Origin of the sequence: Afipia massiliensis, from assembly GCF_014203115.1 — a bacterium.
Taxonomy (GTDB): Bacteria; Pseudomonadota; Alphaproteobacteria; order Rhizobiales; family Xanthobacteraceae; genus Afipia; species Afipia massiliensis.
In genome coordinates this window covers 280,808-302,768 of record NZ_JACHIJ010000004.1, presented here as the reverse complement: position 1 = coordinate 302,768, position 21,961 = coordinate 280,808, and the positions used below count along the sequence as shown (strand labels likewise).

Annotated in this window: 22 protein-coding genes and 1 pseudogene; 6 read left to right on the top strand and 17 right to left on the bottom strand. The window is 62.4% G+C overall.

All coding sequences use genetic code 11. The features are described 5' to 3' along the window. Positions 1 to 8 precede the first annotated feature (8 nt). From HNQ36_RS15270 to lepA, 4 genes and pseudogenes are all read right to left on the bottom strand, one after another. Positions 9 to 197, bottom strand: a pseudogene (locus HNQ36_RS15270) (YegP family protein); the annotation flags it as partial. A gap of 105 nt (positions 198 to 302) precedes the next feature. Continuing rightward, positions 303 to 782 (bottom strand): cupredoxin domain-containing protein, encoded by a 480-nt coding sequence (locus HNQ36_RS15265; protein ID WP_184086478.1) that lies wholly within the window; start codon positions 780 to 782, stop codon positions 303 to 305. 563 nt (positions 783 to 1,345) lie between these two features. Further along, the gene (locus HNQ36_RS15260; RefSeq protein WP_184086476.1) at positions 1,346 to 2,014 is read right to left on the bottom strand and encodes a hypothetical protein; all 669 of its coding nucleotides are present in this window, start codon (positions 2,012 to 2,014) and stop codon (positions 1,346 to 1,348) included. A gap of 66 nt (positions 2,015 to 2,080) precedes the next feature. Then, entirely contained in the window at positions 2,081 to 3,886 is a 1,806-nt protein-coding gene (lepA, locus tag HNQ36_RS15255) for a translation elongation factor 4 (RefSeq protein ID WP_184086474.1), read from the bottom strand. A gap of 293 nt (positions 3,887 to 4,179) precedes the next feature. Between lepA and HNQ36_RS15250 the strand changes: the two genes are divergently transcribed. Further along, the gene (locus tag HNQ36_RS15250) at positions 4,180 to 5,889 is read left to right on the top strand and encodes a glycosyltransferase family 39 protein (protein WP_184086472.1); all 1,710 of its coding nucleotides are present in this window, start codon (positions 4,180 to 4,182) and stop codon (positions 5,887 to 5,889) included. Positions 5,890 to 6,038: 149 nt separating this feature from the next. Here HNQ36_RS15250 and HNQ36_RS15245 read toward each other — a convergent pair whose 3' ends face one another. The 5 genes from HNQ36_RS15245 to HNQ36_RS15225 all read right to left on the bottom strand — a co-directional run bounded on the left by HNQ36_RS15245 (position 6,039) and on the right by HNQ36_RS15225 (position 10,034). Then, entirely contained in the window at positions 6,039 to 6,353 is a 315-nt protein-coding gene (locus HNQ36_RS15245) for an HPr family phosphocarrier protein (protein ID WP_184086470.1), read from the bottom strand. Further along, positions 6,350 to 6,751, bottom strand: a complete 402-nt coding sequence (locus HNQ36_RS15240; RefSeq protein ID WP_006022367.1) for a PTS sugar transporter subunit IIA — start codon at positions 6,749 to 6,751, stop codon at positions 6,350 to 6,352. Before HNQ36_RS15240 ends, HNQ36_RS15245 begins: the two co-directional genes overlap by 4 nt. 208 nt (positions 6,752 to 6,959) lie before the next feature. Next, positions 6,960 to 7,406 (bottom strand): HPr kinase/phosphorylase, encoded by a 447-nt coding sequence (locus HNQ36_RS15235; protein WP_184086468.1) that lies wholly within the window; start codon positions 7,404 to 7,406, stop codon positions 6,960 to 6,962. After that, positions 7,403 to 9,232, bottom strand: a complete 1,830-nt coding sequence (locus HNQ36_RS15230) for a sensor histidine kinase (protein WP_184086466.1) — start codon at positions 9,230 to 9,232, stop codon at positions 7,403 to 7,405. The genes HNQ36_RS15235 and HNQ36_RS15230 overlap by 4 nt, the downstream gene beginning before the upstream one ends. Before the next feature lie 100 nt (positions 9,233 to 9,332). Beyond that, positions 9,333 to 10,034 (bottom strand): response regulator transcription factor, encoded by a 702-nt coding sequence (locus tag HNQ36_RS15225; RefSeq protein WP_184086464.1) that lies wholly within the window; start codon positions 10,032 to 10,034, stop codon positions 9,333 to 9,335. A 229-nt stretch (positions 10,035 to 10,263) separates the two neighbouring features. Here HNQ36_RS15225 and HNQ36_RS15220 point away from each other — a divergent pair, with 229 nt between their 5' ends. Then, positions 10,264 to 11,004, top strand: coding sequence for a HugZ family pyridoxamine 5'-phosphate oxidase (locus HNQ36_RS15220; RefSeq protein WP_184086462.1), 741 nt, complete (start codon positions 10,264 to 10,266; stop codon positions 11,002 to 11,004). Between the two features lie 32 nt (positions 11,005 to 11,036). On the opposite strand, the gene HNQ36_RS15215 is transcribed toward HNQ36_RS15220, so the two are convergent. After that, positions 11,037 to 11,432: a RidA family protein gene (locus tag HNQ36_RS15215; RefSeq protein ID WP_210312047.1), complete on the bottom strand. Its 396-nt coding sequence runs from the start codon at positions 11,430 to 11,432 to the stop codon at positions 11,037 to 11,039. 432 nt (positions 11,433 to 11,864) lie between these two features. Between HNQ36_RS15215 and HNQ36_RS15210 the strand changes: the two genes are divergently transcribed. Further along, positions 11,865 to 13,481, top strand: coding sequence for a phosphoenolpyruvate carboxykinase (locus HNQ36_RS15210; RefSeq protein ID WP_184086460.1), 1,617 nt, complete (start codon positions 11,865 to 11,867; stop codon positions 13,479 to 13,481). Between the two features lie 76 nt (positions 13,482 to 13,557). Here the strand turns inward: HNQ36_RS15210 and HNQ36_RS15205 are convergent, their stop codons facing one another. Further along, on the bottom strand, positions 13,558 to 13,818 hold the full coding sequence (locus tag HNQ36_RS15205) for an adenylate/guanylate cyclase domain-containing protein (RefSeq protein WP_347339973.1): 261 nt from the start codon (positions 13,816 to 13,818) through the stop codon (positions 13,558 to 13,560). 9 nt (positions 13,819 to 13,827) lie between these two features. On the opposite strand from HNQ36_RS15205, the gene HNQ36_RS15200 reads away from it, so the two are divergent. Beyond that, positions 13,828 to 14,742, top strand: coding sequence for an ABC transporter ATP-binding protein (locus HNQ36_RS15200; protein ID WP_246395395.1), 915 nt, complete (start codon positions 13,828 to 13,830; stop codon positions 14,740 to 14,742). On the opposite strand, the gene HNQ36_RS15195 is transcribed toward HNQ36_RS15200, so the two are convergent. Further along, positions 14,673 to 15,560: a hypothetical protein gene (locus HNQ36_RS15195; RefSeq protein ID WP_184086458.1), complete on the bottom strand. Its 888-nt coding sequence runs from the start codon at positions 15,558 to 15,560 to the stop codon at positions 14,673 to 14,675. The two genes, HNQ36_RS15200 and HNQ36_RS15195, sit on opposite strands and share 70 nt — an antisense overlap. A 180-nt stretch (positions 15,561 to 15,740) precedes the next feature. Next, positions 15,741 to 16,583 carry an acyl-CoA thioesterase gene (locus tag HNQ36_RS15190; protein ID WP_184086456.1) on the bottom strand — a complete coding sequence of 281 codons (843 nt, stop codon included), beginning with the start codon at positions 16,581 to 16,583 and terminating at the stop codon, positions 15,741 to 15,743. A 144-nt stretch (positions 16,584 to 16,727) separates the two neighbouring features. Between HNQ36_RS15190 and HNQ36_RS15185 the strand changes: the two genes are divergently transcribed. Together HNQ36_RS15185 and HNQ36_RS15180 are read left to right on the top strand one after the other, a co-directional pair. After that, positions 16,728 to 17,177, top strand: a complete 450-nt coding sequence (locus HNQ36_RS15185; protein WP_184086454.1) for an SgcJ/EcaC family oxidoreductase — start codon at positions 16,728 to 16,730, stop codon at positions 17,175 to 17,177. Between the two features lie 132 nt (positions 17,178 to 17,309). Next, entirely contained in the window at positions 17,310 to 17,741 is a 432-nt protein-coding gene (locus HNQ36_RS15180; RefSeq protein ID WP_046827844.1) for a hypothetical protein, read from the top strand. 200 nt (positions 17,742 to 17,941) lie between these two features. Here the strand turns inward: HNQ36_RS15180 and HNQ36_RS15175 are convergent, their stop codons facing one another. The 4 genes from HNQ36_RS15175 to pyrE all read right to left on the bottom strand — a co-directional run bounded on the left by HNQ36_RS15175 (position 17,942) and on the right by pyrE (position 21,940). Next, positions 17,942 to 18,721, bottom strand: coding sequence for a DUF2865 domain-containing protein (locus HNQ36_RS15175; RefSeq protein WP_184086446.1), 780 nt, complete (start codon positions 18,719 to 18,721; stop codon positions 17,942 to 17,944). Between the two features lie 129 nt (positions 18,722 to 18,850). Then, a complete protein-coding gene (locus HNQ36_RS15170; protein ID WP_184087077.1) occupies positions 18,851 to 19,756 on the bottom strand; it encodes a ketopantoate reductase family protein in 906 nt (301 codons plus the stop codon). 52 nt (positions 19,757 to 19,808) lie between these two features. Further along, positions 19,809 to 21,218 carry a sodium:proton antiporter gene (locus HNQ36_RS15165; RefSeq protein WP_184086444.1) on the bottom strand — a complete coding sequence of 470 codons (1,410 nt, stop codon included), beginning with the start codon at positions 21,216 to 21,218 and terminating at the stop codon, positions 19,809 to 19,811. A 158-nt stretch (positions 21,219 to 21,376) separates the two neighbouring features. After that, on the bottom strand, positions 21,377 to 21,940 hold the full coding sequence (pyrE, locus tag HNQ36_RS15160; RefSeq protein WP_046827841.1) for an orotate phosphoribosyltransferase: 564 nt from the start codon (positions 21,938 to 21,940) through the stop codon (positions 21,377 to 21,379). Positions 21,941 to 21,961 lie beyond the last annotated feature (21 nt).

Below are 21,961 nucleotides of genomic sequence, written 5' to 3'. Positions count from 1 at the left end.
GCCTTCACGGCCTTGGAGACGTCATCGATCTCGGCCTTGCCGACATTCTTGATGACCGACTTGATGGTGCTCTTGGCGGACGCCTTGCTGGAATAGCCTTCCGAGGCGAACATCTTCTCGCCGTTCGGCGCGCGGAAGCGGAAACGGAATTCGCCGGACTTGTCTTTGTAGATTTCAAATTTGTAGGACGTTGCCATCATTGTCTCCGATGATTGAATAGGACAAACGCACGTTATGCGTGCGGCGCACCGGAGACAAGTGCAGGTTGTGCGTTACCCTCAATGTGTTCGTTTCGGTTCGAATCATTCAATGACGATTTCGCCCGTCATGCCGTGATCGGCATGGCTTCTGCCGTCGCTCGCAGTGATGCCGCAACGCAGATCGTTGACGCGGCCAGCCGCGACCGGCACGAACCACCATTCGGCGGATTGTCCCGGATAAACTTCGACCTCGCGAATTGCGCCCTTGAACTCCGCAAGCGTGATCGTCTTGCCGTCGCGGCTCTGCGTCACCTGTACCTTGCGCGTCCAGATCATTTGCGAGAAGCCATGCGAGGTGAAGTAGTGCGGATCGTTGCTCGCATTGCGCAGCACCAGCTTGTAAAGTTTTCCGGTCTCGAAGCGCAGCTTGTTCGGCGTGAATTCGTGCTTGCCGGGTGAGCCGAGATCGATCGTCACTTCAACCGGCGTCTGCTTCGACATGTCGCCCGCGGCGAGCGCTGCGCCTGAGATGAGCCCAAGCGCCACGGCCGCACTGAGCGCGAAGCGATACGATGCCAGCATGATGTGTCTCTCCTGTTGTGATGCGTCCGCGCGGCTTGGCCGCAAACAATCTGTCCGAATTTATGCAAATGCGAATGAATTGCAAGAACGAAGCTGAAAGCTGCGGTGAAACGGCGCGGAAGGTCAGTGATTGCTGGCAGTGTTGAGATGAGGCGAGCAGACGCGTCAGGATTTTCGAAGGTGGGCCTATTTCGGCGCGGGTCTGCATCCGCTTCACCGAGGGCGCGGACGGCCCGGTCCCGTTTTCATTTCCCCTTCAAGAAGAAATGGAGCGCCGGGAGGCGCCAGGAGTCTGCAAAACGAGTTTGCGAGACCCCTCATGACGAACCTTGGCGAGAGGTTCGTCCGCGTGCCGCAACGAGAACGGGTTGCGAGTCCGTCTCGCGAGGCGCGCGCGCCACGACATCGATGGGGTTGCGAAGCCCACCGCGCGGACGCTGCGCCTCCCGGCGCTCCACCAGCCGCGCCCTGAAGTATGGGGTAGCGGCTGCGGCGTTCATCCCTCCGCGTCATGAGCGCGGGAGGGAATAGGAATATAATCAATAAGCGGGCCAGTCAAGATATTATTTTTTATCACGCGCTGAGAGCTGACGGAACGTTGAACCGAACAGGTCTTCGTTATCCTGCAAGTCCTCGTAACGCTCTCTCTTGAGATTTGGAAATTGCGCAAGGACAATCGTTTCATTCCAAATATCAAGATTAAACAAATCCTGAAATTTCATATCCGCGAGTTTGGGAAAGGCAGCATCAAATACCGGGCGATCGGTTTTCATTACGAAACTATTTGGCGCGACAATTTTTGCAAAATTAAAAAGAAGTCTCATGTGGTCAGTCCACCCGTCAAACAATGAGTGGTAGTTGGCACAAGCGACTCCGAGTTGGAGAATATTGCTCTCGGCGATAGCTCCAACGTGTAACGTTTCAGTATGATCGGTGTCTGCATGTTTCAGAAAGTTATAAGTTTCCCTAAACACAGTCATAAGCGGCCGACGATATTCCTCCTTGATGCTTTCGGACCATTCGAGCGTAAGGGGTTTGCGAAGTTTCTTAGACAAATCGATTAATAGCTTGTCAGCCGATTGCACGACTAAATGAATTGCAAAGGGATCTTCGCGGGCGGCTGTCATTCGAACTGCCGAATGGATGAGATGTCGAAGTGCTTGTTGCTTGGTCATGCGGCGACGTGGTTGCGCACGCTTTATTCCACCGATTTCCGTGGGAATCTTTGACAACTAGCCAAGCTCCGCATTTTTTCATGAAAATCGCATTCATCATGTTTGAACGCGAGTTTGTAGCCCTCAGCTATCCACCTTCAGCGCGGCAATGAAAGCTTCCTGCGGGATGTCGACCTTGCCGAACTGCCGCATCTTCTTCTTGCCTTCCTTCTGCTTCTCCAGAAGTTTGCGCTTGCGGCTGATGTCGCCGCCGTAGCACTTCGCGGTGACGTCCTTGCGCAGCGCGCGGACGGTTTCGCGCGCGATCACCTTGCCGCCGATCGCCGCCTGGATCGGAATCACGAACATGTGCGGCGGGATCAATTCCTTCATCTTCTCGACCATGGCGCGGCCGCGGCCTTCGGCGCGGGTGCGATGCACCAGCATCGACAATGCGTCCACCGGCTCGCTGTTGACGAGAATCTGCATCTTGACCAGATCCGCCGGCTTGTAGTCGGTCAGGTGGTAATCGAACGAGGCGTAGCCCTTCGAGACCGACTTGAGGCGGTCGTAGAAATCGAACACCACCTCGTTAAGCGGCAGTTCGTATTTCACCATGGCGCGGGCGCCGACGTAGGTCAGCTCCTTCTGGTTGCCGCGCCGCTCCTGACACAGCTTCAGCACGCTGCCGAGATACTCGTCCGGGGTCAGGATCGTGGCTTCGATCCACGGCTCGTGAATCTCGGCGATCTTCACCACGTCCGGCATGTCGATCGGATTGTGAATCTCGATCTCCTGTCCGTCGTTGAGGTGCATCTTGTAGATCACCGACGGGGCGGTCGCGATCAGGTTGAGATTGAACTCGCGCGACAGGCGCTCCTGAATGATTTCCAGATGCAGCAGGCCGAGGAAGCCGCAGCGGAAGCCGAAGCCCAGCGCGGCGGAGGTTTCCATTTCGAACGAGAAGCTTGCGTCGTTCAGCCGCAGCTTGCCCATGGCGGCGCGCAGCGTCTCGAAGTCGTCGGCATCGACCGGGAACAGGCCGCAGAAGACGACAGGGACGGCCGGCTTGAAGCCCGGCAGCATTTCGGTGACCGGCTTGCGGTCGTCGGTGATGGTATCGCCGACGCGCGTATCAGCGACTTCCTTGATCGCGGCGGTGATGAAGCCGATTTCGCCGGGGCCGAGTTCGTCCACCTGCGTCATCTTGGGAGTAAAAAATCCGACGCGTTCGACGTCGTAAGCAGCGCCCGTGCCCATCATGCGGATGCGCTGGCCCTTCTTCATTACGCCGTCGACGACGCGGATCAGAACAACGACGCCGAGATAGACGTCGTACCAGCTATCGACCAGCAGCGCCTTCAGTGTCGCGTCGCGGTCGCCCTTCGGCGGCGGCAGGCGGGTGACGATGGCTTCCAGCACGTCGGGAATGCCGAGTCCGGTTTTGGCCGAGATCATCACTGCTTCGGAGGCGTCGATGCCGATCACGTCCTCGATCTGCTGGCGCACCTGTTCGGGCTCGGCGGCCGGAAGATCAACCTTGTTGAGCACCGGCACGATTTCGAGGCCTGCGTCGAGCGCGTGATAGACGTTGGCGAGCGTCTGCGCTTCCACGCCCTGTGACGCATCCACCACCAGCAGCGCGCCTTCGCACGCGGCCAGCGAGCGCGAGACCTCGTAGGCGAAATCGACGTGGCCGGGCGTGTCCATCAGGTTGAAGATGTAGGTCTTGCCGTCCTTCGCCTTGTAATTGAGGCGGACGGTCTGCGCCTTGATGGTGATGCCGCGCTCGCGCTCGATGTCCATCGAATCGAGCACCTGCTCCTTCATCTCGCGCGCCTCCAGTCCGCCGGTGGTCTGGATCAGCCGGTCGGCGAGGGTGGACTTGCCATGGTCGATATGGGCGACGATGGAGAAGTTGCGGACGTTGGAAATAGGGGTGGTTGTCATGGGCGCGGGATAGCACCCGCGCTGCAAAGCGGCAACAAAATTGGGCGTGCAGGCGTGGACTTAGCGCCGTTTGGCGCGGATTTCCTGTTGCCCGCGATCGTTTGGCGCTGTTAGAGCATGAGGCCATTGGCTTGAAGAGACGGGCAGGTTCGGAACCGTCATCCTGAGGTGCGAGTTCTTGCGAGCCTCGAAGGATGGCGGGCGTGATGCGCCGTCGCCCTTCGAGGCCTCCGCTTCGCTTCGGCACCTCAGGGTGACGGCGTACACCGAGTTTCCGACACAGGTTGACCGCAATGTCCGACGCTTCATCGACCGAGACAGGACGCAGAACCGGAAAAAATCCCGGCCCGCGCACCGGATTGCGGTCCCGGCAAAAGGCGCGCCTGCGCCATGTGCCCGTCACCCGCCGCGTGGCGGCGTGGGTCGCCGCAGTCGCGCACGATCCCGGCACCAGCCTCAGATTCGTGATCGGCTTCGCGGTGGCGCATGCGCTGCTGTGGACCATCATCCTCACCGCGCTGAAGAGCGCGCAGGACGTCCATATGGATGTCGCCGAGGCTTATGCGTGGGGTCAGAAATTTCTTCTTGGCTACGGCAAGCATCCGCCGCTCGCGGGCTGGATCGCGGGCGTCTGGTTCCGGATCTTTCCGGTTACCGACTGGGCGACCTATGCGCTGGCGATGACGGTCACAGGTTTTGGCCTGGTGATCTGCTGGCTGATCGCGGTGCGCGTGGTCGATCACCGCCGCGCGATGTTTTCGGTGGCGATGCTGGCGCTCTATCCGATCTTCACCTTCAAGGGCTTCAAGTACAATCCCGATCTCCTGCAGCTCGTGACGCTGCCGCTGTTCGTGCTGGCCTATCTCAACGCTTTCGAGAAACGTAGCGTGCGCTCGGGCATCTGGCTTGGCCTTGCCGCGGCGCTGGCGCTGATGACGAAATACTGGGTGCTGACCATGATCGGCGCTGCGGGCCTTGCAGCGCTGATTCATCCGGACCGGATGCGCTTTCTGCGCTCGCCCGCGCCGTGGGTGGCTTTCGCCGCATGCTTTGCCGGCATGCTGCCGCATCTGTGGTGGCTGAAGCAGGCGGATTTTCTGCCGCTGATCTATGCCGACGATGTCTATGGCGGGCGGACGCTCGGCGCCACGCTTAGGCTGGCGTGGATTTATCTCGCGCACAATATTGGACTGCTGCTGATTCCCGTGGCCTTCGCCTGCATCGCGCTGGCGTGGAAGCTGCAGTGGTGGAAGTCGTTGCGGAGGAGGGGGCTGGTCCGCGAGTTCATCGCGTCGGCGAAGCGCCCGTGGGTGCGCGGTCCCAATCCCGGCGTGTACCTCACCCAGGCGCGCAACATCTGGGTCATCCAGATCATCGTCGGCCTGGTGCCGCCGCTCGCCGCTGTGGTGTTCGGCATCTACATGAAAACCGACTGGGGCATCTCGCTGTTCTTCCTGGTGCCACTGGCGCTGGTCGCGTTGCCCACGCTGCGCGTGACGCAGATGGCGCTGATTCGTCTGCTGCTCATGTGGCTCGCGTTCACGCTGGTCATGCTGCTGATCTCGCCGATCATCGCGGCACAGACCGTGCGGCGTGACGGTGAGGCCGGCGTGCCGTTCGCACCGAAGTCCGAGTTCGCGCTGCAACTGACGGAAGCGTGGCGCGCGCGCTTCAACACGCGCTGGGCCGTGGTCGCGGGCACCACCGAGGTCGGCGAGCCGCTGACGTTCTACAGTCCCGATCATCCGGCGCCGCTCACACCGCGCGAAGTCTGGGCCTCGGGCCTGACCAGTCTCGATGCGGCGAAGCAGTCCGGGTTCATCGGCATCTGCGACACCAAGGATCTCGAACTGCACAAGTGCGAGGCGTGGATGGCCGAGAACGCGCCGAACGCGGAGCGCGTCGATCTCACCTCACGGCGCTACTTCCACGGCAAAGCGGGACCTGCGGTGAAGTGGAAAATCTGGATCGTGGGACCGGCGCGGCCGGACGACGAGAAGTAAACTACGTCATCCTGAGGTGCGAGCGCGGTAGCGCGAGCCTCGAAGGATGGCGTGCAAGAAATCGAAAGCTGTCATGCGCCGTCGTCCTTCGAGGCTCGCAAGGGCTCGCGCCTCAGGATGACGGCGGCGGCATCTTCGGTTGAGAGAGATCAGCCCGCTTCTTCTTCGCCGAACTTGTTGGCGAGCAGTTCGGTGATGGCGTCCATCGCGGCCTGCGCTTCACGGCCGCTGGCGGCCACGCTGATCGTGGTGCCGATCCCGGCGGAGAGCATCATCAATCCCATGATTGAGGTGCCGCCGACGCTCTCGCCGTTGCGCGTGACGGTAAGTTCGGCGTCGAACTTCTCTGCCGTCTGCACGAATTTCGCGGAGGCGCGTGCGTGAAGGCCGCGCTTGTTGATGATGGGAAGTTCTCGGACGATAACGCCGGCGGACGAAGACTGCTGCTCCGGCGCGGTGCTCATTTGCCGGCGAGGACCCGACTGGCGATCGTCACATACTTGCGGCCGGCTTCCTGAGCGGCGGCGATCGCGTCGGGCAACGGTTTGTCGTCGCGGACCTTGGCGAGCTTGACCAGCATCGGCAGGTTGATGCCGGCCAGCACTTCGACCTTCGGGCGGCTCATACAGGAGATCGCAAGGTTCGACGGCGTCCCGCCGAACATGTCGGTGAGAATCGCTACGCCGTCACCGCTGTCCACGCGCTTGACGGCTTCAATGATATCGCTGCGACACAGATCGGCATCGTCTTCGGCGCCAATCGTGATCGACTCGATTTGTTTTTGTGGACCCATCACGTGCTCAAGCGCAGCCTTGAACTCGTCGGCAAGACGCCCGTGGGTCACCAGTACTAGACCAATCATCCAAAACTCCTCGCGGGCGCTTTTGATGCACCGCACGAAAGGGCCACATGTTGACCATCCAGAGCCCCGGCGCAAGGGGGGATCTTGCCGCGTACCCTCTTAAAAAAGGTGTCCGCGCTGGCCGTCATCAGTGACGAAGGTACGGCTTATATGGCGAGCAGGTGCCGTCCAGCAATCAGCAGAAGGTCGCGGGTTCGCTTTTGAAACCTTAAACTGTCGTAAGGAAGGCCAAAACCAGGGGCAGGGCGGCATACCCCCGGCCGACCGGGATTCGCGGGATTTCCAGCCCCGAAACCTGTGTTTTCAGGGTTTGCGGCGGCGGAAGGCGCTCCGCGTCGGCGGCATCGAGGTCGATCACCACCGCCACGGAGGCTTCGGCGGCGTGGCTGATGGTCCTGATCCCGAGCCCGCGGATTTCGATCATTCCGGCCAGTTCAGGCACGCCCTGCACGACGAGCCTGCCATTGGCGACCGTCAGGCGAACGCGGTCATCGCCGATCAGGGTTACAGCCGGGATCTGTCCTGCACCCCCCGCGAGGATCAGATCGAACGCCAGCCGGGATTTTCCGGACCCCGAGGGGCCGCGAATCAGGATGCCCCGATCGCCGACCAGCACCGCCGAGGCATGGATGCTTGCGTCACCGCCTGTGCTCATATGGCGGGCAGCCGGACCGTGAAGCGCGCGCCGGCGATGCGCGCGTCGCCTTCGGCGTCGATCGGACCGGGACGATTTTCCGCCCAGATGCGTCCGCCATGGGCCTCGACAATCTGCTTGGAGATCGACAGTCCGAGGCCGGAGTTCTGTCCGAAGCCCTGCGCCGGACGATCGGTGTAAAAGCGCTCGAAAATTTTCTCGAGCGCGCCGGGCCGGATGCCGGCGCCGTCATCGTCGATCACGATTTCGATCTCGGATTTCAGGCGGCGGCAGACGATGCGCACCTTGCTGCCCGGATGTGAGAACGACTGCGCGTTGCTCAGGAGATTCGCAATCACCTGACCGAGCCGCGAGTCATGTCCGGGCACCGAGAACGTATCGTTCGGGCGGCCCTCGAACCGGACCTCCACCGTAACGTCGGTGCCGTGCTGGGTTTCGTTGGCGACCGAGACCAGCGTGTTGAGCAGGCGGCGCACGTCCACCGGCTCCATGTCCTGCCGCTGCAACTCGGCGTCGAGGCGGCTGGCATCGGAAATATCGGAGATCAGCCGATCGAGCCTGCGCACGTCGTGTTCGATGACGGCCAGTAGCCGCGAACGGCTGTCGTCGGATCGCGCCAGCGGCAGCGTCTCGACGGCGGAGCGCATCGACGTCAGCGGGTTCTTCAGTTCATGCGCGACGTCGGCGGCGAAGCGCTCGATGCCTTCGATGCGGTTGTAGAGCGCGCCGGTCATGTCACGCAGCGCGCGCGACAGATGGCCGATCTCGTCGCCGCGCGACGAGAAGTCCGGAATTTCCACGCGGGTCTTGGTGCGGCGGCGGACCCGCTCGGCGCTGTCGGCGAGGCGGCGCATCGGGCCGGCGATGGTGCTTGCGAGCAGCAGCGACAGCAGGATCATCACGCCCGACGCGATGCCGAACACCTTGAGGATCGCGAGCCGCTCGGCGGTCACCATCTGGTCGATGTCGTCGCCCTGGGTCGACAGCATCAGCGCGCCGTGGACCGCGCGGAAACGCTGCACCGGCACCGACACCGACACGATGACTTCGCCGCGGTCGTTGATCCGCACCATGCTGGCCTTGCGGCCGTCCAGCGCCTGCTGGACTTCCTGATAGCCGTTGCCGTTCTCCGGTCCCAGTTCGCGATACGGTGGCAGGTCGCCGCGATTGAGCCAGGTGCGGATCGCGATCATGGTTCTTTCGGCGAAGCCCGGCTTTTCGGCGTTGGGCGGCGCCAGTTCGAAGCGCATCACATCGCCGCGGCCGTAAAGATTACGGCTGTCGAGGGTGAGCACGCCGTCGCGATCGTAAATCCGCGCGCGGGTCTTGGTCGGCGAGATCAGCCGCCGCAGCACCGGCGCGACGCGCTCGGGATTGATCGGGAAGTCGATGTTGCTGAGGATTTCATCGCTTGGGCCGTAGGTCTCGCCGGGCTTCAGATCGAGCAGCCGTTCTGGATCGACGGTGATGGCGTTGGTCTCGACGGTGGCCGAGGCCGCGATTGCACCCGCAATGATTTCGGCCTGCACCAGCAAGCTCTGCGCGCGCGCGTCGATCAGTCCGGCGCGGAACTGCGACAGATACAGGATGCCCGCCAGCATCGCGAACAGGCCGATCAGGTTGAGGACGACGATGCGGCGCGTGAGGCTCGAAAACGTCAGTGCGGCGAGATAGCGCCCGGCGCGCCTGACCAGTTCGACAGGGCTGCTCCAGCCCCGCCTCGCGGTTCCGGCGTCCGATGCGGACGGCGCATCGGTGACCGGAGCGAGCGGCGGTGCGCCAACGTCGGCATCGTCGTCGTGATCGTGTTGCGTTCGATCAAGCAATGGCTAAACGCCCGATTGTTGGTTCGCGGTCGGCTTCTTATAGCACCAACCGGCATGCGGGTGACCCGTCGGGCCCTAGACCGTGGCGCATGCCGAACGGTCAGGTTTCCTTGAACCGGTAACCGACGCCGTACAAGGTTTCGATCATCTCGAAATCGTCGTCGGCCGCCTTGAACTTCTTGCGCAGGCGCTTGATGTGGCTGTCGATGGTCCGGTCATCGACATAGACCTGATCGTCATAGGCCGCGTCCATCAGCGCATTGCGGCTTTTCACCACGCCGGGGCGGGTGGCCAGCGCCTGCAGGATCAGGAACTCGGTGACCGTCAGCGTCACCGGCTCGTTCTTCCAGGTGCAGGTGTGACGTTCCGGGTCCATGCGCAGCAGGCCGCGCTCCAGCGCCTTGGCGTCCAGTTCCTTCGGCGCGGCGGCCGGATCTTTCGGCACTGCGCGCCGCAGCACGGCCTTGACGCGCTCGACTAGCAGGCGCTGCGAGAACGGTTTGCGGATGAAATCGTCCGCACCCATTTTCAGGCCGAACAGTTCGTCGATTTCCTCATCCTTCGAGGTGAGAAAGATCACCGGCAGATCGGACTTCTGGCGCAGGCGGCGCAGCGTTTCCATGCCGTCCATGCGCGGCATCTTGATGTCGAGGATCGCGAGATCCGGCGGGCTCGTCTTGAACCCGTCGAGAGCCGACGCGCCATCCGTATAGGTCATGATCCGGTAGCCTTCGGCTTCCAGCGCGATCGAGACCGACGTGAGAATGTTGCGGTCGTCATCGACCAGGGCGATTGTGGGCATGAGCCTGCTTTCCAAATCGAGTGTTGTGGGCGTACTGACCGGCAAATCGGATGCCGTGAAATAAGGCGGTGGTCCGCATGCCAACGAGCAATGCAAGCTGGGCTGAAATGTGACCGAGTTCCTGATCCGGATACCGACTGGAACTTGACGGTTATATAAGGCGATTGTTCCGGGTTATAACCCTTTTTGGCGTAAAAAAGCCCGTTAACCAATGAAATCAGGAAGATAAATGGACCCCTCCGCTACCGTCAAACCGGCTGACCTGACCCGCTCGCTGCTCGCGCGCTCCCGTCAGGGGGCGCTGGCGACGCTTATGCCGCAGAGTGGAGATCCCTATTGCTCGCTGGTCGCCATCGCCTCGCTGCCGGATGGAATGCCGATCCTGCTGATCTCGCGGCTGGCGGTTCACACCAAAAATATCCTGAACGATCCGCGCGTCTCGCTGATGCTGGACGAACGCGCGCCGGGCGATCCGCTGGAGGGTGCGCGCATCATGCTCGCGGGGACCGCCGAAGAAGCAAAGGACGATGCTGAACTCCTGAAGCGGCGCTATCTCGCGGCGCATCCGTCAGCCGAGGACTTCGCGGGCTTTCGCGATTTTTCGTTTTTCCGGATCAGGCCATGCGGCGTGCATCTGGTGGCGGGGTTCGGCCGCATCGTCGATCTCGCGCCGCGCGATTTCCTCACCGATCTGGCCGGCGCGGAGGCGCTCCTTGAAGCCGAGCCGGATATCGTCGCGCACATGAATGCGGATCACACGGACACGATGAATCTTTACGCGAAATTGCTTGGCGCCACGGAAGGCACTCGAGAAAGTTCTTGGCGCTGCACCGGCTGTGATCCGCAGGGCCTCGACCTGCAGGACGACCGGCGCACGCTTCGGCTCGATTTTCCCGAGCGGATCGTCACGCCGGGCGCATTGCGGCAAGCCCTGAAGACCCTGGCCGACCGGGCGCGGGCAGGCGTGTAACAAGAAGCCTGCCCGAGCGGTGCAGCAGTCGGCTACGGATGCACGGCGATGGCGGAAATTTCGACACGCGCATCCAGCGGCAGCCGCGCGACCTCGACTGTGGCGCGGGCTGGCGGCGCATTCTTGAAATACGTGCCATAGACCCCGTTCATCTTTCCGAACTCGTTCAGGTCTTTCAGAAACACGCCGGTCGAGACGACGTGATCCATCGTCAGGCCGTCGGCCGCGAGCACGGCTTTCAGATTGTCGAGCGCCATTTTGGTCTGTTCTTCGATGGTGCCGTTGACGAACTGCTTGGTCTTCGGATCGATCGAAACCTGTCCGGCCAGATACACGGTCTTGCCGGCGCGAATGGCCTGCGAATACGGCCCGATCGCTGGCGGCGCATCCGGCGTTGCAATCACTTTCTTCTCTTGGGCGTGGGCCATCCCTGCCATCGCCAACATCATAACGCTCGACACAATGCTCAAACACTTGCGCATCAGACGCTCCCCGTGCTGCCGTTCCCGCGCGCGAACACGCGCAGTTATGGCCTGATTACATCGACGCGCGGCGACGGGAACAAGGTCGCCCTCCAGCGGCATCGCGCCGCGCCGTCCGCCAGTGCTGCGCTGCGGCAAGCCTAGGGGTGATGGCCGGGCCACGCAAAGGGGGCAGCCAAGCCAGTGAAATCCAACCTGTTTTCGCCGGTCCCGGCGATCTTTACCGCTTTATGACGGATCGACTTGGCAAGCCGGGCGTTGCCCACTAATAAGTCGCCGGATTGAGGCCCGGGAGCTATGATCCCCGGCATCCGCGACAGGGGCGTTTGGCGATAAGCCGCGCGAAACGATACGCGGTCTTTGTGGGAGATTCTGAAAGTGCAAGAGACGGGTGTGCGCAACGGTGCTTTCGGCACCGATAAATTCGGTTTTAAAAATCTCAAACAGGTGAACTGGAATCTCGGCACCGCGCCGCTTTATGAGCATTCGCTGCGCAACAATGAAGCCGAACTATCAGCCGGCGGTGCGCTTGTCGCAGAGACCGGCGTGTTCACCGGCCGCTCCCCGAAAGACAAGTTCACGGTGCGCGACGCGCTGACCGACAAGACCATGTGGTGGGGCGGCAACCAGTCGATCACCTCCGAACAGTTCGAAGCGCTGTATCAGGATTTCCTCAAGCATTGCGAAGGCAAGAGCCTGTTCGCGCAGGATCTCTACGGCGGCGCCGATCCGAAATTCCAGATCAAGACGCGCGTGTTCACCGAAATGGCGTGGCACTCGCTGTTCATCCGCACGCTGCTGCGCCGTCCCGAGATGGCCGAGCTTGCGAGCTTTGCGCCTGAACTGACCATCGTCGATCTGCCGAGCTTCCGCGCCGATCCGAAGCGTCATGGCTGCAAGTCCGAGAACGTCGTCGCGATCGATTTTACCCGCAAGATCGTGCTGATCGCGGGCAGCCAGTACGCCGGTGAAATGAAGAAGTCGGTGTTCACGACGCTGAACTACTTCCTGCCCGCGCAGGGCGTGATGCCGATGCACTGCTCGGCCAATGTCGGCCCGAACGGTGACAGCGCGATTTTCTTCGGCCTCTCCGGCACCGGAAAGACCACGCTCTCGGCCGATCCCAACCGCACGCTGATCGGCGACGATGAGACGGGCTGGGGTCCCGATGGCATCTTCAATTTCGAAGGCGGCTGCTACGCCAAGACCATCAAGCTGTCGCGCGAAGCAGAACCGGCGATCTATGACGCCAGCATCTGTTTCGGTGCCGTGCTCGAGAACGTCGTGCTCGATCCGGTCACGCGCGAGCCTGATTTCGACGACGGCTCCAAGACCGAGAACACCCGTTCGGCGTATCCGCTGGAGGCGATCCCGAACGCGTCGCTGACCGGCCGCGCCGGTCATCCGAAGAATCTGGTGATGCTCGCCGCCGACGCGTTCGGCGTGATGCCGCCGATCGCCAAGCTGACGCCGGCGCAGGCGATGTATCACTTCCTGTCGGGCTATACCGCGAAGGTCGCGGGCACCGAGCGCGGTCTCGGCAACGAGCCGGTGCCGGAATTCTCGGCCTGCTTCGGCTCGCCGTTCCTGCCGCGCGATCCGGCCGAATACGGCAAGCTGCTGAAAGAGCTGATCGCCAAGCACAACGTCGATTGCTGGGTGGTCAACACCGGCTGGACCGGCGGCAAGTACGGCACCGGCAGCCGCATGCCGATCAAGGTGACCCGCGCGCTGCTGACCGCGGCGCTGAACGGTTCGCTGCGCAACGCCCAGTTCCGCACCGACAAGTATTTCGGCTTCGCGGTGCCGACGGCGCTGGACGGCGTGCCGAGCGACATTCTCGACCCGGTCAACACCTGGAAGGACAAGGCCGAGTTCGACAAGACCGCACGTGCGCTGGTCGGCATGTTCCAGAAGAATTTCGAACAGTTCGAAAAGCAGGTCGACGCGGAAGTCCGCGCCGCCGCCCCCGAGGTCAAGCTCGCGGCGGAGTGATCGCTTCGACTAGCATATGTGAATCAGAAAGGGCGGCTCATCGGGCCGCCCTTTTTGTTGGATCGCGCGTTGCCTTTCAGGCGGAGAAAAGCCTCACCGGCTGCTGGAAGCCTTTCAGCGCATAATTATTTCCGTCGCCGGACACCATGTCGCCGACGCGGTCGCGCACCGCGCCGGTCACAAGAATCTCGCCGGCTTTCGCGGCGGCCTGCGCCCGGGCCGCGCGGTTCACCACGGTGCCGATCGCCGTCAGATCGCGGTGGGCGTGGCCGAATTCGCCGAAGTTGGTCTGGCCGCAATCGATGCCGATGCCAATGCCGATATCAGCATTCTTCACCCCGATGTGATGCGCCTCACAGCCCACGATCTCGCATTCGGGTATCCCGAGCGGCCGGTGGGGACTGGTCTGAATCTGAGCATTGAGGTCGGCGAAGTGCTGTGTCTGCTGGGGCCGAACGGGTGCGGCAAGACCACGCTGTTCAAGACGCTGCTTGGCCTGCTGCGGCCGCAGGGCGGCGGCGTTACGCTCGGCGGCGATGCGCTGGCCGGTTTGCCGCGCGCGGAAATCGCGCGCCGCATCGCCTATGTGCCGCAGGCGCAGGACACGGCGTTTCCCTACACAGTGTCCGATCTGGTTCTGATGGGCCGCGTTGCGCATCGCGGCGTGTTCGCTGCGCCGACAGTTGAAGACAGGACCATCGCGCAGGAGTCACTTGCCGAACTTGGCATTGCCGAGCTGGCGGCGCGCGAGGTGACGACGCTGTCGGGCGGGCAGCGCCAGCTGGTGATCGTGGCGCGGGCGATGGCGCAGGCCGCCCGCCTGATTGTGATGGATGAACCGACAGCGAGCCTCGACTTCGGCAATCAGGTCGCGGTGCTGGCGGAAATCCGCAAGCTTGCGGCGCGCGGCACCGGCGTCATTCTCTCGACCCACGATCCCGATCAGGCCTTTGCCGTGGCGAGCCAGGTCGCGCTGATGCAGGACGGGGTGATCGTCGCGCAGGGAACACCGTCCGAGGTGCTCACCGCCGCGCGGCTCAAGGCGGTTTTACGTTACCGTCGAGCGCCTTGCCGGTGGACAGACGGTTTGCGCGCCGGTCTATCCGCGCTGACCGGACGTTGCTTGAATTGGAAAGGGCGGCTCATCGAGCCGCCCTTACTATTTGCGAGACGTGTCGAGACGCCTGAAACTCAGCGCGCGGTCGCGGTGGTGGTGCCCGTGGTTTTGCCGCTGGCGACGTTCAGGATCGCACCGTTCTGAAGGTCGATGCGGTAGACTTCGCGCAGCACGTTTCCGGCAAAGCCCAGCTCGACAATGGAGATGGTCTTGAACGAGACCGGGATGCCGTCGGGCAGGATCTGGTTGAACTCGGTTGCGGTTTGATCCATGTCCTTCTGCAGGTCCGGCGAGAATTTCACGTTGCTGTAGACCATCGTGTTGTGCGGATTGTGCGAGCGCAGCTCCTTGCCGTCCTTCACCACGTTGACGCCGCTGACGCCGACCGTCTTCACAAGGTCCTTGGCGGCGTCGCTCATGGCGGCGTAAACCGGTCCCGTGCAGCGCGGCAGCGGGCCGTCGCGCAGCGGCGCGAGCGCGGCGGTGGCGGTGGTGTTGAACGCCATCATGGCTTCAAAGTCCGCACCTTCCTTGACGATGCCGAGATCGAGCCACCACGGCTGACCAGCGCCCTTGGCGGCTTCGGTGGTGTAGAACTTCTTCAGGGTGACGTTGAGAACGCCCGGCAGCTTGGGCAGCGCCTTCAGCATTTTGTCAGGCGTGGTGGCGTCGGCGTTGTGGATATGCACCACCGTCACGTGCGGAATGTTGTGCCGTGCGGCCTCGTCTTCGAGCTTTGCGTTGAGCAGCTTTTCGCGCAGCATGCCCTTGGTGGTCAGGTCGAGGGTGTCGTTCACGTCTTTGGGCAGCGTGTAGACCAGACCGAAGGTGCGCACATGCGGACGGAAGCCCGGCGCGGACAGCGAGCTGTTGTCGATTTCGGCGTGCGCGGTGAAGGCAACCATGGATGCTGCGACGGCGACGGCAACCGTCGCGAGACGATGGGACAATTTCTGGATCATGGAAAATCTCCGGTTGGGCTGGTGAGCGTGCCCGTCAGAACCGGAAATCGCGGTGGGACCGCAGTCACAAATGCCGGATCGCGAGCAGGTGGCCGGACCATGCACGCGTAATGTGACAGTCAGATTGTCGCCGCGGCACGCTGCGGCAATTCGTCCCTCATCGGCAGACGGGACGGACTTCTAAGCCTTGAAATACACGGCCTGCGAGGTGGTCGCGAGCAGGCGTCCGCTCGGGCTCCACAACTGGCCGATCTGGTCGGCGAAGCTCTTGTGAAAGACATTTGCGTCGGCGGCGCCGAGCACCATCGTGATGTCCTCGGCGGCCAGATCGGCGGCGTCGGCATGAAATGCTGTCGTCATCGACACAGTGCCGATCGGCACGATCGTGCCGCGAACATGGAAAATGCGCGCGAAGAAGGTGTCGGACATCGACAGCAGCGACAGGAAATCGATCTGCCGGGGCGTGGTGTCGCTGAGCCACATCCTGGAATAGGCGCTCGCCGGCACATCGTGCGGTGTCTTGTTGTAACTTGGCATCCCCTCCACGAAGCGAAACTGATACTGCCGCACCCAATTTGCGATGCCGCTGTCCGGTAACGGTTTGATAGTGTCGAACGCAGGGGCCTCCGGCATCGTCGCTGACTGATGTGACCATGAGGGGCGGCGAACCGCGAACACAGCAGTTATGAAGGCCGCGACCTCACCGTCTTGCAACAGTTCGACCATCCAGTGCTGCGTCGAGCGGGTCGCCTTCATCAGCCGGACGCTGAGATCGAAGCCGCCAGCGGCCACCGGCGCGCACAGATTCACGGTGACCGACAGCGGATCGCCGATCCGTTCCGGCTGCACCATGATCGCGCGCAGCATGGTCGCGGCGGTGGCGCCGCCGAACAGACCGACAAACGCGAAATAGTCTTCACTGGCAGTGCCGCGCCAGCGGCCGTCCACGGCGGTGACCTGCGTGGCGCGGTCGAACGGATGGGCGGTATCGTTCACGTGTGTCTCAGGCGTCTTCTCAAGCATCGATGGCTCCCACATGCGGGTCGAACTGTGCGCAGGACCGGCGCTGAATTCAATGACGTGCGAGGTAATGGCGGTTATGCGCGTGGATGCCGCCCGTCACCGCCTGTGCTAGATTGACGCGGTATGTCGAACAGGGAGGTCAGGATGATGGCTTTCGCGCGCGTACTCTTCGCAATACTGGTGATCATGGCTCCGGGCTTGGTCATTGCCGGCCCGGCTGAGGAGGCGAATGCGGTGATCGACCGCTGGTCGGCAACCTACAGTGCCAACGACCGCGATGCGCTGGTGAAGCTTTACACGCCGGATGCCATTTTGCTCGGCACCACCAGCCCGATCGTTTCGAAAGGAACCGAAGGGCTTCAGAAATACTTCGAGGCGCTGCCGGGCAGCGGACGAAAGAACGTCATCACCGAGCGCTATACGATTGTGCTCAACGACGACGCTGTGGTCGGCACCGGCCTCTATACGTTTAGCCGGGCGGCGGAGAACGATACGCCGCGGCCGTCGCGCTTCACCATGCTGGTGGTCAGACGCGAGGGCAAATGGATGATCGCGCATCACCATTCCTCGCCGCGCGCGGAGACGCGGCAGTAGCAGTTTGGGCCCGGCTGCTTCGTCTTGCATTCAGAACAAATTAAGAACACTTTAGCAAGTCATTGATATATCATTGTGATTCGGCGCGTTGCGCCACCACATCTAGGGTCTGTCATTGGTCTTGAGGACTACATGTCCAATATCGCTTTCGACAACACGGCGCTGACGCGCATCGCGGACTTCGCCCGGACGCTCTCCCGTCTCCATACCGCCGCCCGGACGCGGCTGGTGGACGACGATCATATCGACCGCGAGTTCAATGCGGTCTGCATGTCGGTATGGGGCTACACCACCGACGATTTCAGCGACGACCTGTTCTCGCTGAAGGATCATGAATTCCTCGATTCACTGGACGAGGCGCGCGCGCGGATCTTCGCCGCGGAGCACGGCTACGATCTGATCGACGACACCGGCATCCTGACCGACTGGTGGGGCTATTGCTGGATGATCCTGGCCGAACATCGCGGCCTGCTGACGCCGGAGATCAAGGCGCGGGCGCGCATGGAGATGGAAGAAAAATATCTCGCCGCACCGAACGTGATCGGCGTCATCGTCGGGCGGTGAAGAGTCTCATCGACTTACAGTCTCAGCGATTGCGTTTATCTGCTGTGTCGCCCCCGCGAAAGCGGGGATCCATACTCGCTGAATTCTCAAATCTTAAGGGATGTTTGCCTCGACATCGTCCCCACAACACGAGGCCGGTGGTTATGGGTCCCCGCTTACGCGGGGACGACAGCTGAGGCGTTCGCGATTCGTTTCTCGTATTACATCCGCGCGCGGGGTTTCGGCGCGGCGATCTTCGGCGACGGCACAACGGCGGCCTGCGGCGCTTCGGGCTGCGCGAGCGATCCGGTGATGTCCTGCGACGAATAGGTATCCTCAGGAAGTTCGGCGGCCACCGGCGCGACCTTCATCTCGCCAAGCCGCGCGCGCAGCGCCGGCGTCAGGCCCGGATAGTTGTTGACCGGCGTGAACTGGGCGGTCTGGCCGTTGGCGGAAGTCGTGCCGGAATAAGCGACAAGCCCGTCCGAAGTTGCAACGATGTCGCCGGGGCGCAGCGTGGTGTCGAGCGACAGGTCGACCGGCGCGAGGCCCGCCGGGTCGCGGCCGTTGCAGGTGCAGTCCGCCTTCAGCGCCTTGCGGTAGGCAAAGGCATTCGGCGTATCGACATAGCGCTCGCCCATGTTGCCGACTGCATAATCGATGCTGTTGCCGGAGAACACCTTGGTCTGGCTGGCTGGGCAGAACGACTGGCACATCTGCGCGGGCGTGCCGCCGCCGCGCGAGGTCAGCGGAAAATACCGGCCGTCGCAGCTCCGCACGCAATAGGTGGTGAAGCGTCCGCCGGATGAAGCCGACGGCGCGGGTGCTGGATCGGAATTGAACAGGCCGAACGGATCGGCGAAGGCATTGCTTGGCGCCTGCTTCGGCGCTTGCCGCTCCGGCTTGTCGCCGCCGAACAGGAAATCGAAAATGCCTGCGGACGCCGCGCGTGGCGCAAGCGCCACGGGCATCGCCAGCATGAGGGTGAGAACAAGCGTCATGCGGCGCCGCACGCGCGAAGTACGCAACTGTTTACGCAACACCGACGGCCCCACTCACGCAACGCTGACACCCGCGGCAGGCTTATGCCGCAGCGTCAATGACCTTAAGACGCGATGGTAAACGCGAGGTTAGGAATGCGAATGTTGCAGGTGCGCTTCGCGCAACTTGACCATGACGTGCAACGTGAGATTGGTAGGCGTCGCGATGCCGAGCTCTTTTCCCTTTTTCACCACGTACCCGTTCAGATAGTCGATCTCGGTGAGTTTGCCGCGCGCCAGATCCTGGGCGGTGGAGGAATGCTGCGCCGGCATCGCGGCAGCGAGCGCCAGCGTCGCATCGCGCAGAGTTTCGGGAAGCGGGATATTGAGCGCCCGTGCGACGGCGGTGCATTCGTCGATGACATTGTGCATCACGCCGGTGACACCCTCGACCTTGAGCAACGGCCCGTAAGGCAGATCCGCAACCGCCGACAGGGCATTGTAGGCGCAGTTCGTGATCAGCTTGACCCACAGCTCGCTGATCACGTTGTCCGAGACCGTTGTCGGTATCGCAGCGTCGCTGAACTGCCGCGCGATGTCCGCGCTAGCCGGTGAGGCGCCGACAATCAGCTCGCCGCGCCCGTGGTGTTTGACATGGCCCGGGCCCGCCATCTCGGTGGCGACGTAAACAACGGCGGGAACCGCGATTTGCCGGATTGTTGCCTGCAGCCGCTCGGCATTGTCCACGCCGTTCTGAAGACAGAGGACCGTCGCGTTCGGCTTCAGGAAGGGAGCGATCGACTGTCCAGCGGATTCGGTGTCTGCCGACTTCACGCAGAACAGCACGATGTCTGCGTCGTCGACGCCGGAAGCCTCGGTTGTGGCCTGCACCGGAATTGCGCCGTTGAAGCTGCGGCTCTCGAACATCAGGCCATGCTGCCTGATGGCTTCGACATGTTGCGGCCGCGCGATCAGGGTTACGTCGTGCCCGGCCCGCGCCAGCATCGCGCCGAAGTAGCAGCCGACCGCTCCGGCTCCCATTACCGCAACTTTCATCAGGACTTCTCCGCCAGCGGATTTCTTCGTCATGTCCGAAGCCGAGGCGCGCCTACGGCTTGAAGAACAGGAACGTCGTCAGTACGAAGGTCGGAACCAGCACCAGCATCGACCAGACCATGTAGCCGAAGAAGCTCGGCATCTTCACCCCGGCCTGCCGCGCGATGGCGTAGACCATGAAGTTCGGTGCGTTGCCGATATAGGTGTTGGCGCCCATGTAGACCGCGCCGGACGAGATCGCGGCCAGCGTCGCGGCCTTCGCTCCCATCAGCACCTGCGGATCGCCGCCCGCGAGCTGGAAGAACACGAGGTAAGTCGGCGCGTTGTCGAGGAACGACGACAGGATGCCGGTCAGCCAGAAATAGGCGGCGGCGTTGTTGCTGCCGTCGGCATTGGTGACGAGACCGAGCAGGGCGGCGAACGGCCCCTGCGCGCCCGCCTGCAACATCGCCATCACCGGCACGATGCAGATGAAGATGCCGGCGAACAGGATCGCCACTTCCTGGATCGGTCCCCACGAAAACCCGTTGGCCTCGCGATCCGATTTCCTGGTCCACGCAAGCGATGCGAACACCACCACAACGAAGATAGCATCGCGCAGCAGGTCCTGAATTCGCAGTTCGACGCCCGCGACGTTGAAGGCAATGCCGGGCTTCCACTGCGCGCTCATCAGGATGGCGGCGATGACGACCGCAATCAGCGCGAGGTTGATTTTGCCGTGCAGCTTGAGCGGTGAGTCGGGTGTCGGATCTTTCTTCTTCGAGAAACGGCCCTCGCGGTGGTGCATGTAAAGATCGATCACCATGAAGACCGTCAGCACAACGCCGCCCACGAACAGCGTTTCCTGCCAGAGGTACTTCGTGGTCCAGAAGAAATCGACGCCCTTGAGGAAGCCGATGAACAGTGGCGGATCGCCAAGCGGGGACAACGCGCCGCCGATATTGGCGACGAGGAAGATGAAGAACACCACGACGTGCGCGTTATATCTGCGGCTGTCGTTGCAGCGGATCAGCGGGCGGATCAGGATCATCGCAGCACCCGTGGTGCCGACGATGCTGGCCATCACCGAACCGACCGCGAGCAGCACGGTGTTGGTGAAGACGCTGTCGCGCAGGTTGCCTTCGAGATAGATGCCGCCGGCCACCACAAACAGCGCCAGCAGCAGCAGGATGAACGGCATGTATTCCAGCAGCGCGGTGTGCGCGAGCGTGGTCGTCACAGTGGACACGTCGACGGTCGCGAACAGCGGGATGACGATCAGCGCCGCCCAGAACGCGGTAAACTTGCCATAGTGATGCTCCCAGACGTGAGGATAGAACACCGGACCTGTGGCGATACACAAAAGGATGCCGACGAACGGCAGCGCCCACAGGATCGACAGCTTCGCGCCGTCCAGTCCTTCGGCGGCAAACGCGGGTGCGGGGAGAAGCAAAAGCAGGACGCAGGCGAGGATGCTTTTCACGGTCGTCCCGGCGAAAGCCGGGACCAATAACCCCCGAAGTCGGTGGGGACGGGGAGATATCTGCATTCTCTATTCCGTGGTTATGGATTCCGGCTCGCGCTCGCTTTGCTCGCTTGGCCGGAACGACCGAGAATTTTCAGTGGTGAGGAGGAGCGGCATCAGCCTTTCAGAAATTCGCCCGCCTTGTAGAGCGCGCGGAACGGAATGCCGGCTTCGGTGAACGCTTCGGTGGCACCTTCGTCCCGGTCGACCATGGTGAACACCATCACGACCTCGCCGCCGGCGTCCTTCACCGCGTCCACCGCCTTGATCGCGGATCCGCCGGTGGTGGTGACGTCCTCGACGATAACGATGCGTTTGCCGCTCAGGCTTTCGCCCTTGGCGAGGCCTTCGACCGCGAGCCGCGCGCCGTGTTCCTTCGGCTTCTTGCGCACGAAGAAGGCTGCAATGGGATGCCCCTTGAGCCACGACAGTTGCGCGATGGCGCCGGCAATCGGCACCGCGCCCATCTCCAGTCCACCGATGTAATCGACCTGATCGTCCTTCAGCGCGTCGAGCGACAGTTCCGCAAGAAGAGCGGCGCCTTCCGGATCGAGCATGGTGGGCTTCAGGTTGAAGTAGAAATCGCTCTTGCGGCCGGACGCCAGCGTGATTTCGCCGCGCCCGAACGAGCGTTTGCGGATGATGTCGGCAAGGCGGGCGCGGGACGCTGATTTGGACAAGGCGATCTCTTCAAGCTACGG

Bases quoted from the DNA above. Each gene is read 5' to 3' on its own strand.
- HNQ36_RS15265 (WP_184086478.1), bottom strand. From the start codon at position 782: ATGCTGGCATCGTATCGCTTCGCGCTCAGTGCGGCCGTGGCGCTTGGG.
- lepA (WP_184086474.1), bottom strand. From the start codon at position 3,886: ATGACAACCACCCCTATTTCCAACGTCCGCAACTTCTCCATCGTCGCC.
- HNQ36_RS15250 (WP_184086472.1), top strand. From the start codon at position 4,180: ATGTCCGACGCTTCATCGACCGAGACAGGACGCAGAACCGGAAAAAAT.
- HNQ36_RS15245 (WP_184086470.1), bottom strand. From the start codon at position 6,353: ATGAGCACCGCGCCGGAGCAGCAGTCTTCGTCCGCCGGCGTTATCGTC.
- HNQ36_RS15240 (WP_006022367.1), bottom strand. From the start codon at position 6,751: ATGATTGGTCTAGTACTGGTGACCCACGGGCGTCTTGCCGACGAGTTC.
- HNQ36_RS15235 (WP_184086468.1), bottom strand. From the start codon at position 7,406: ATGAGCACAGGCGGTGACGCAAGCATCCATGCCTCGGCGGTGCTGGTC.
- HNQ36_RS15225 (WP_184086464.1), bottom strand. From the start codon at position 10,034: ATGCCCACAATCGCCCTGGTCGATGACGACCGCAACATTCTCACGTCG.
- HNQ36_RS15220 (WP_184086462.1), top strand. From the start codon at position 10,264: ATGGACCCCTCCGCTACCGTCAAACCGGCTGACCTGACCCGCTCGCTG.
- HNQ36_RS15215 (WP_210312047.1), bottom strand. From the start codon at position 11,432: ATGGCCCACGCCCAAGAGAAGAAAGTGATTGCAACGCCGGATGCGCCG.
- HNQ36_RS15200 (WP_246395395.1), top strand. From the start codon at position 13,828: ATGCGCCTCACAGCCCACGATCTCGCATTCGGGTATCCCGAGCGGCCG.
- HNQ36_RS15195 (WP_184086458.1), bottom strand. From the start codon at position 15,560: ATGATCCAGAAATTGTCCCATCGTCTCGCGACGGTTGCCGTCGCCGTC.
- HNQ36_RS15190 (WP_184086456.1), bottom strand. From the start codon at position 16,583: ATGCTTGAGAAGACGCCTGAGACACACGTGAACGATACCGCCCATCCG.
- HNQ36_RS15185 (WP_184086454.1), top strand. From the start codon at position 16,728: ATGATGGCTTTCGCGCGCGTACTCTTCGCAATACTGGTGATCATGGCT.
- HNQ36_RS15180 (WP_046827844.1), top strand. From the start codon at position 17,310: ATGTCCAATATCGCTTTCGACAACACGGCGCTGACGCGCATCGCGGAC.
- HNQ36_RS15175 (WP_184086446.1), bottom strand. From the start codon at position 18,721: ATGACGCTTGTTCTCACCCTCATGCTGGCGATGCCCGTGGCGCTTGCG.
- HNQ36_RS15170 (WP_184087077.1), bottom strand. From the start codon at position 19,756: ATGAAAGTTGCGGTAATGGGAGCCGGAGCGGTCGGCTGCTACTTCGGC.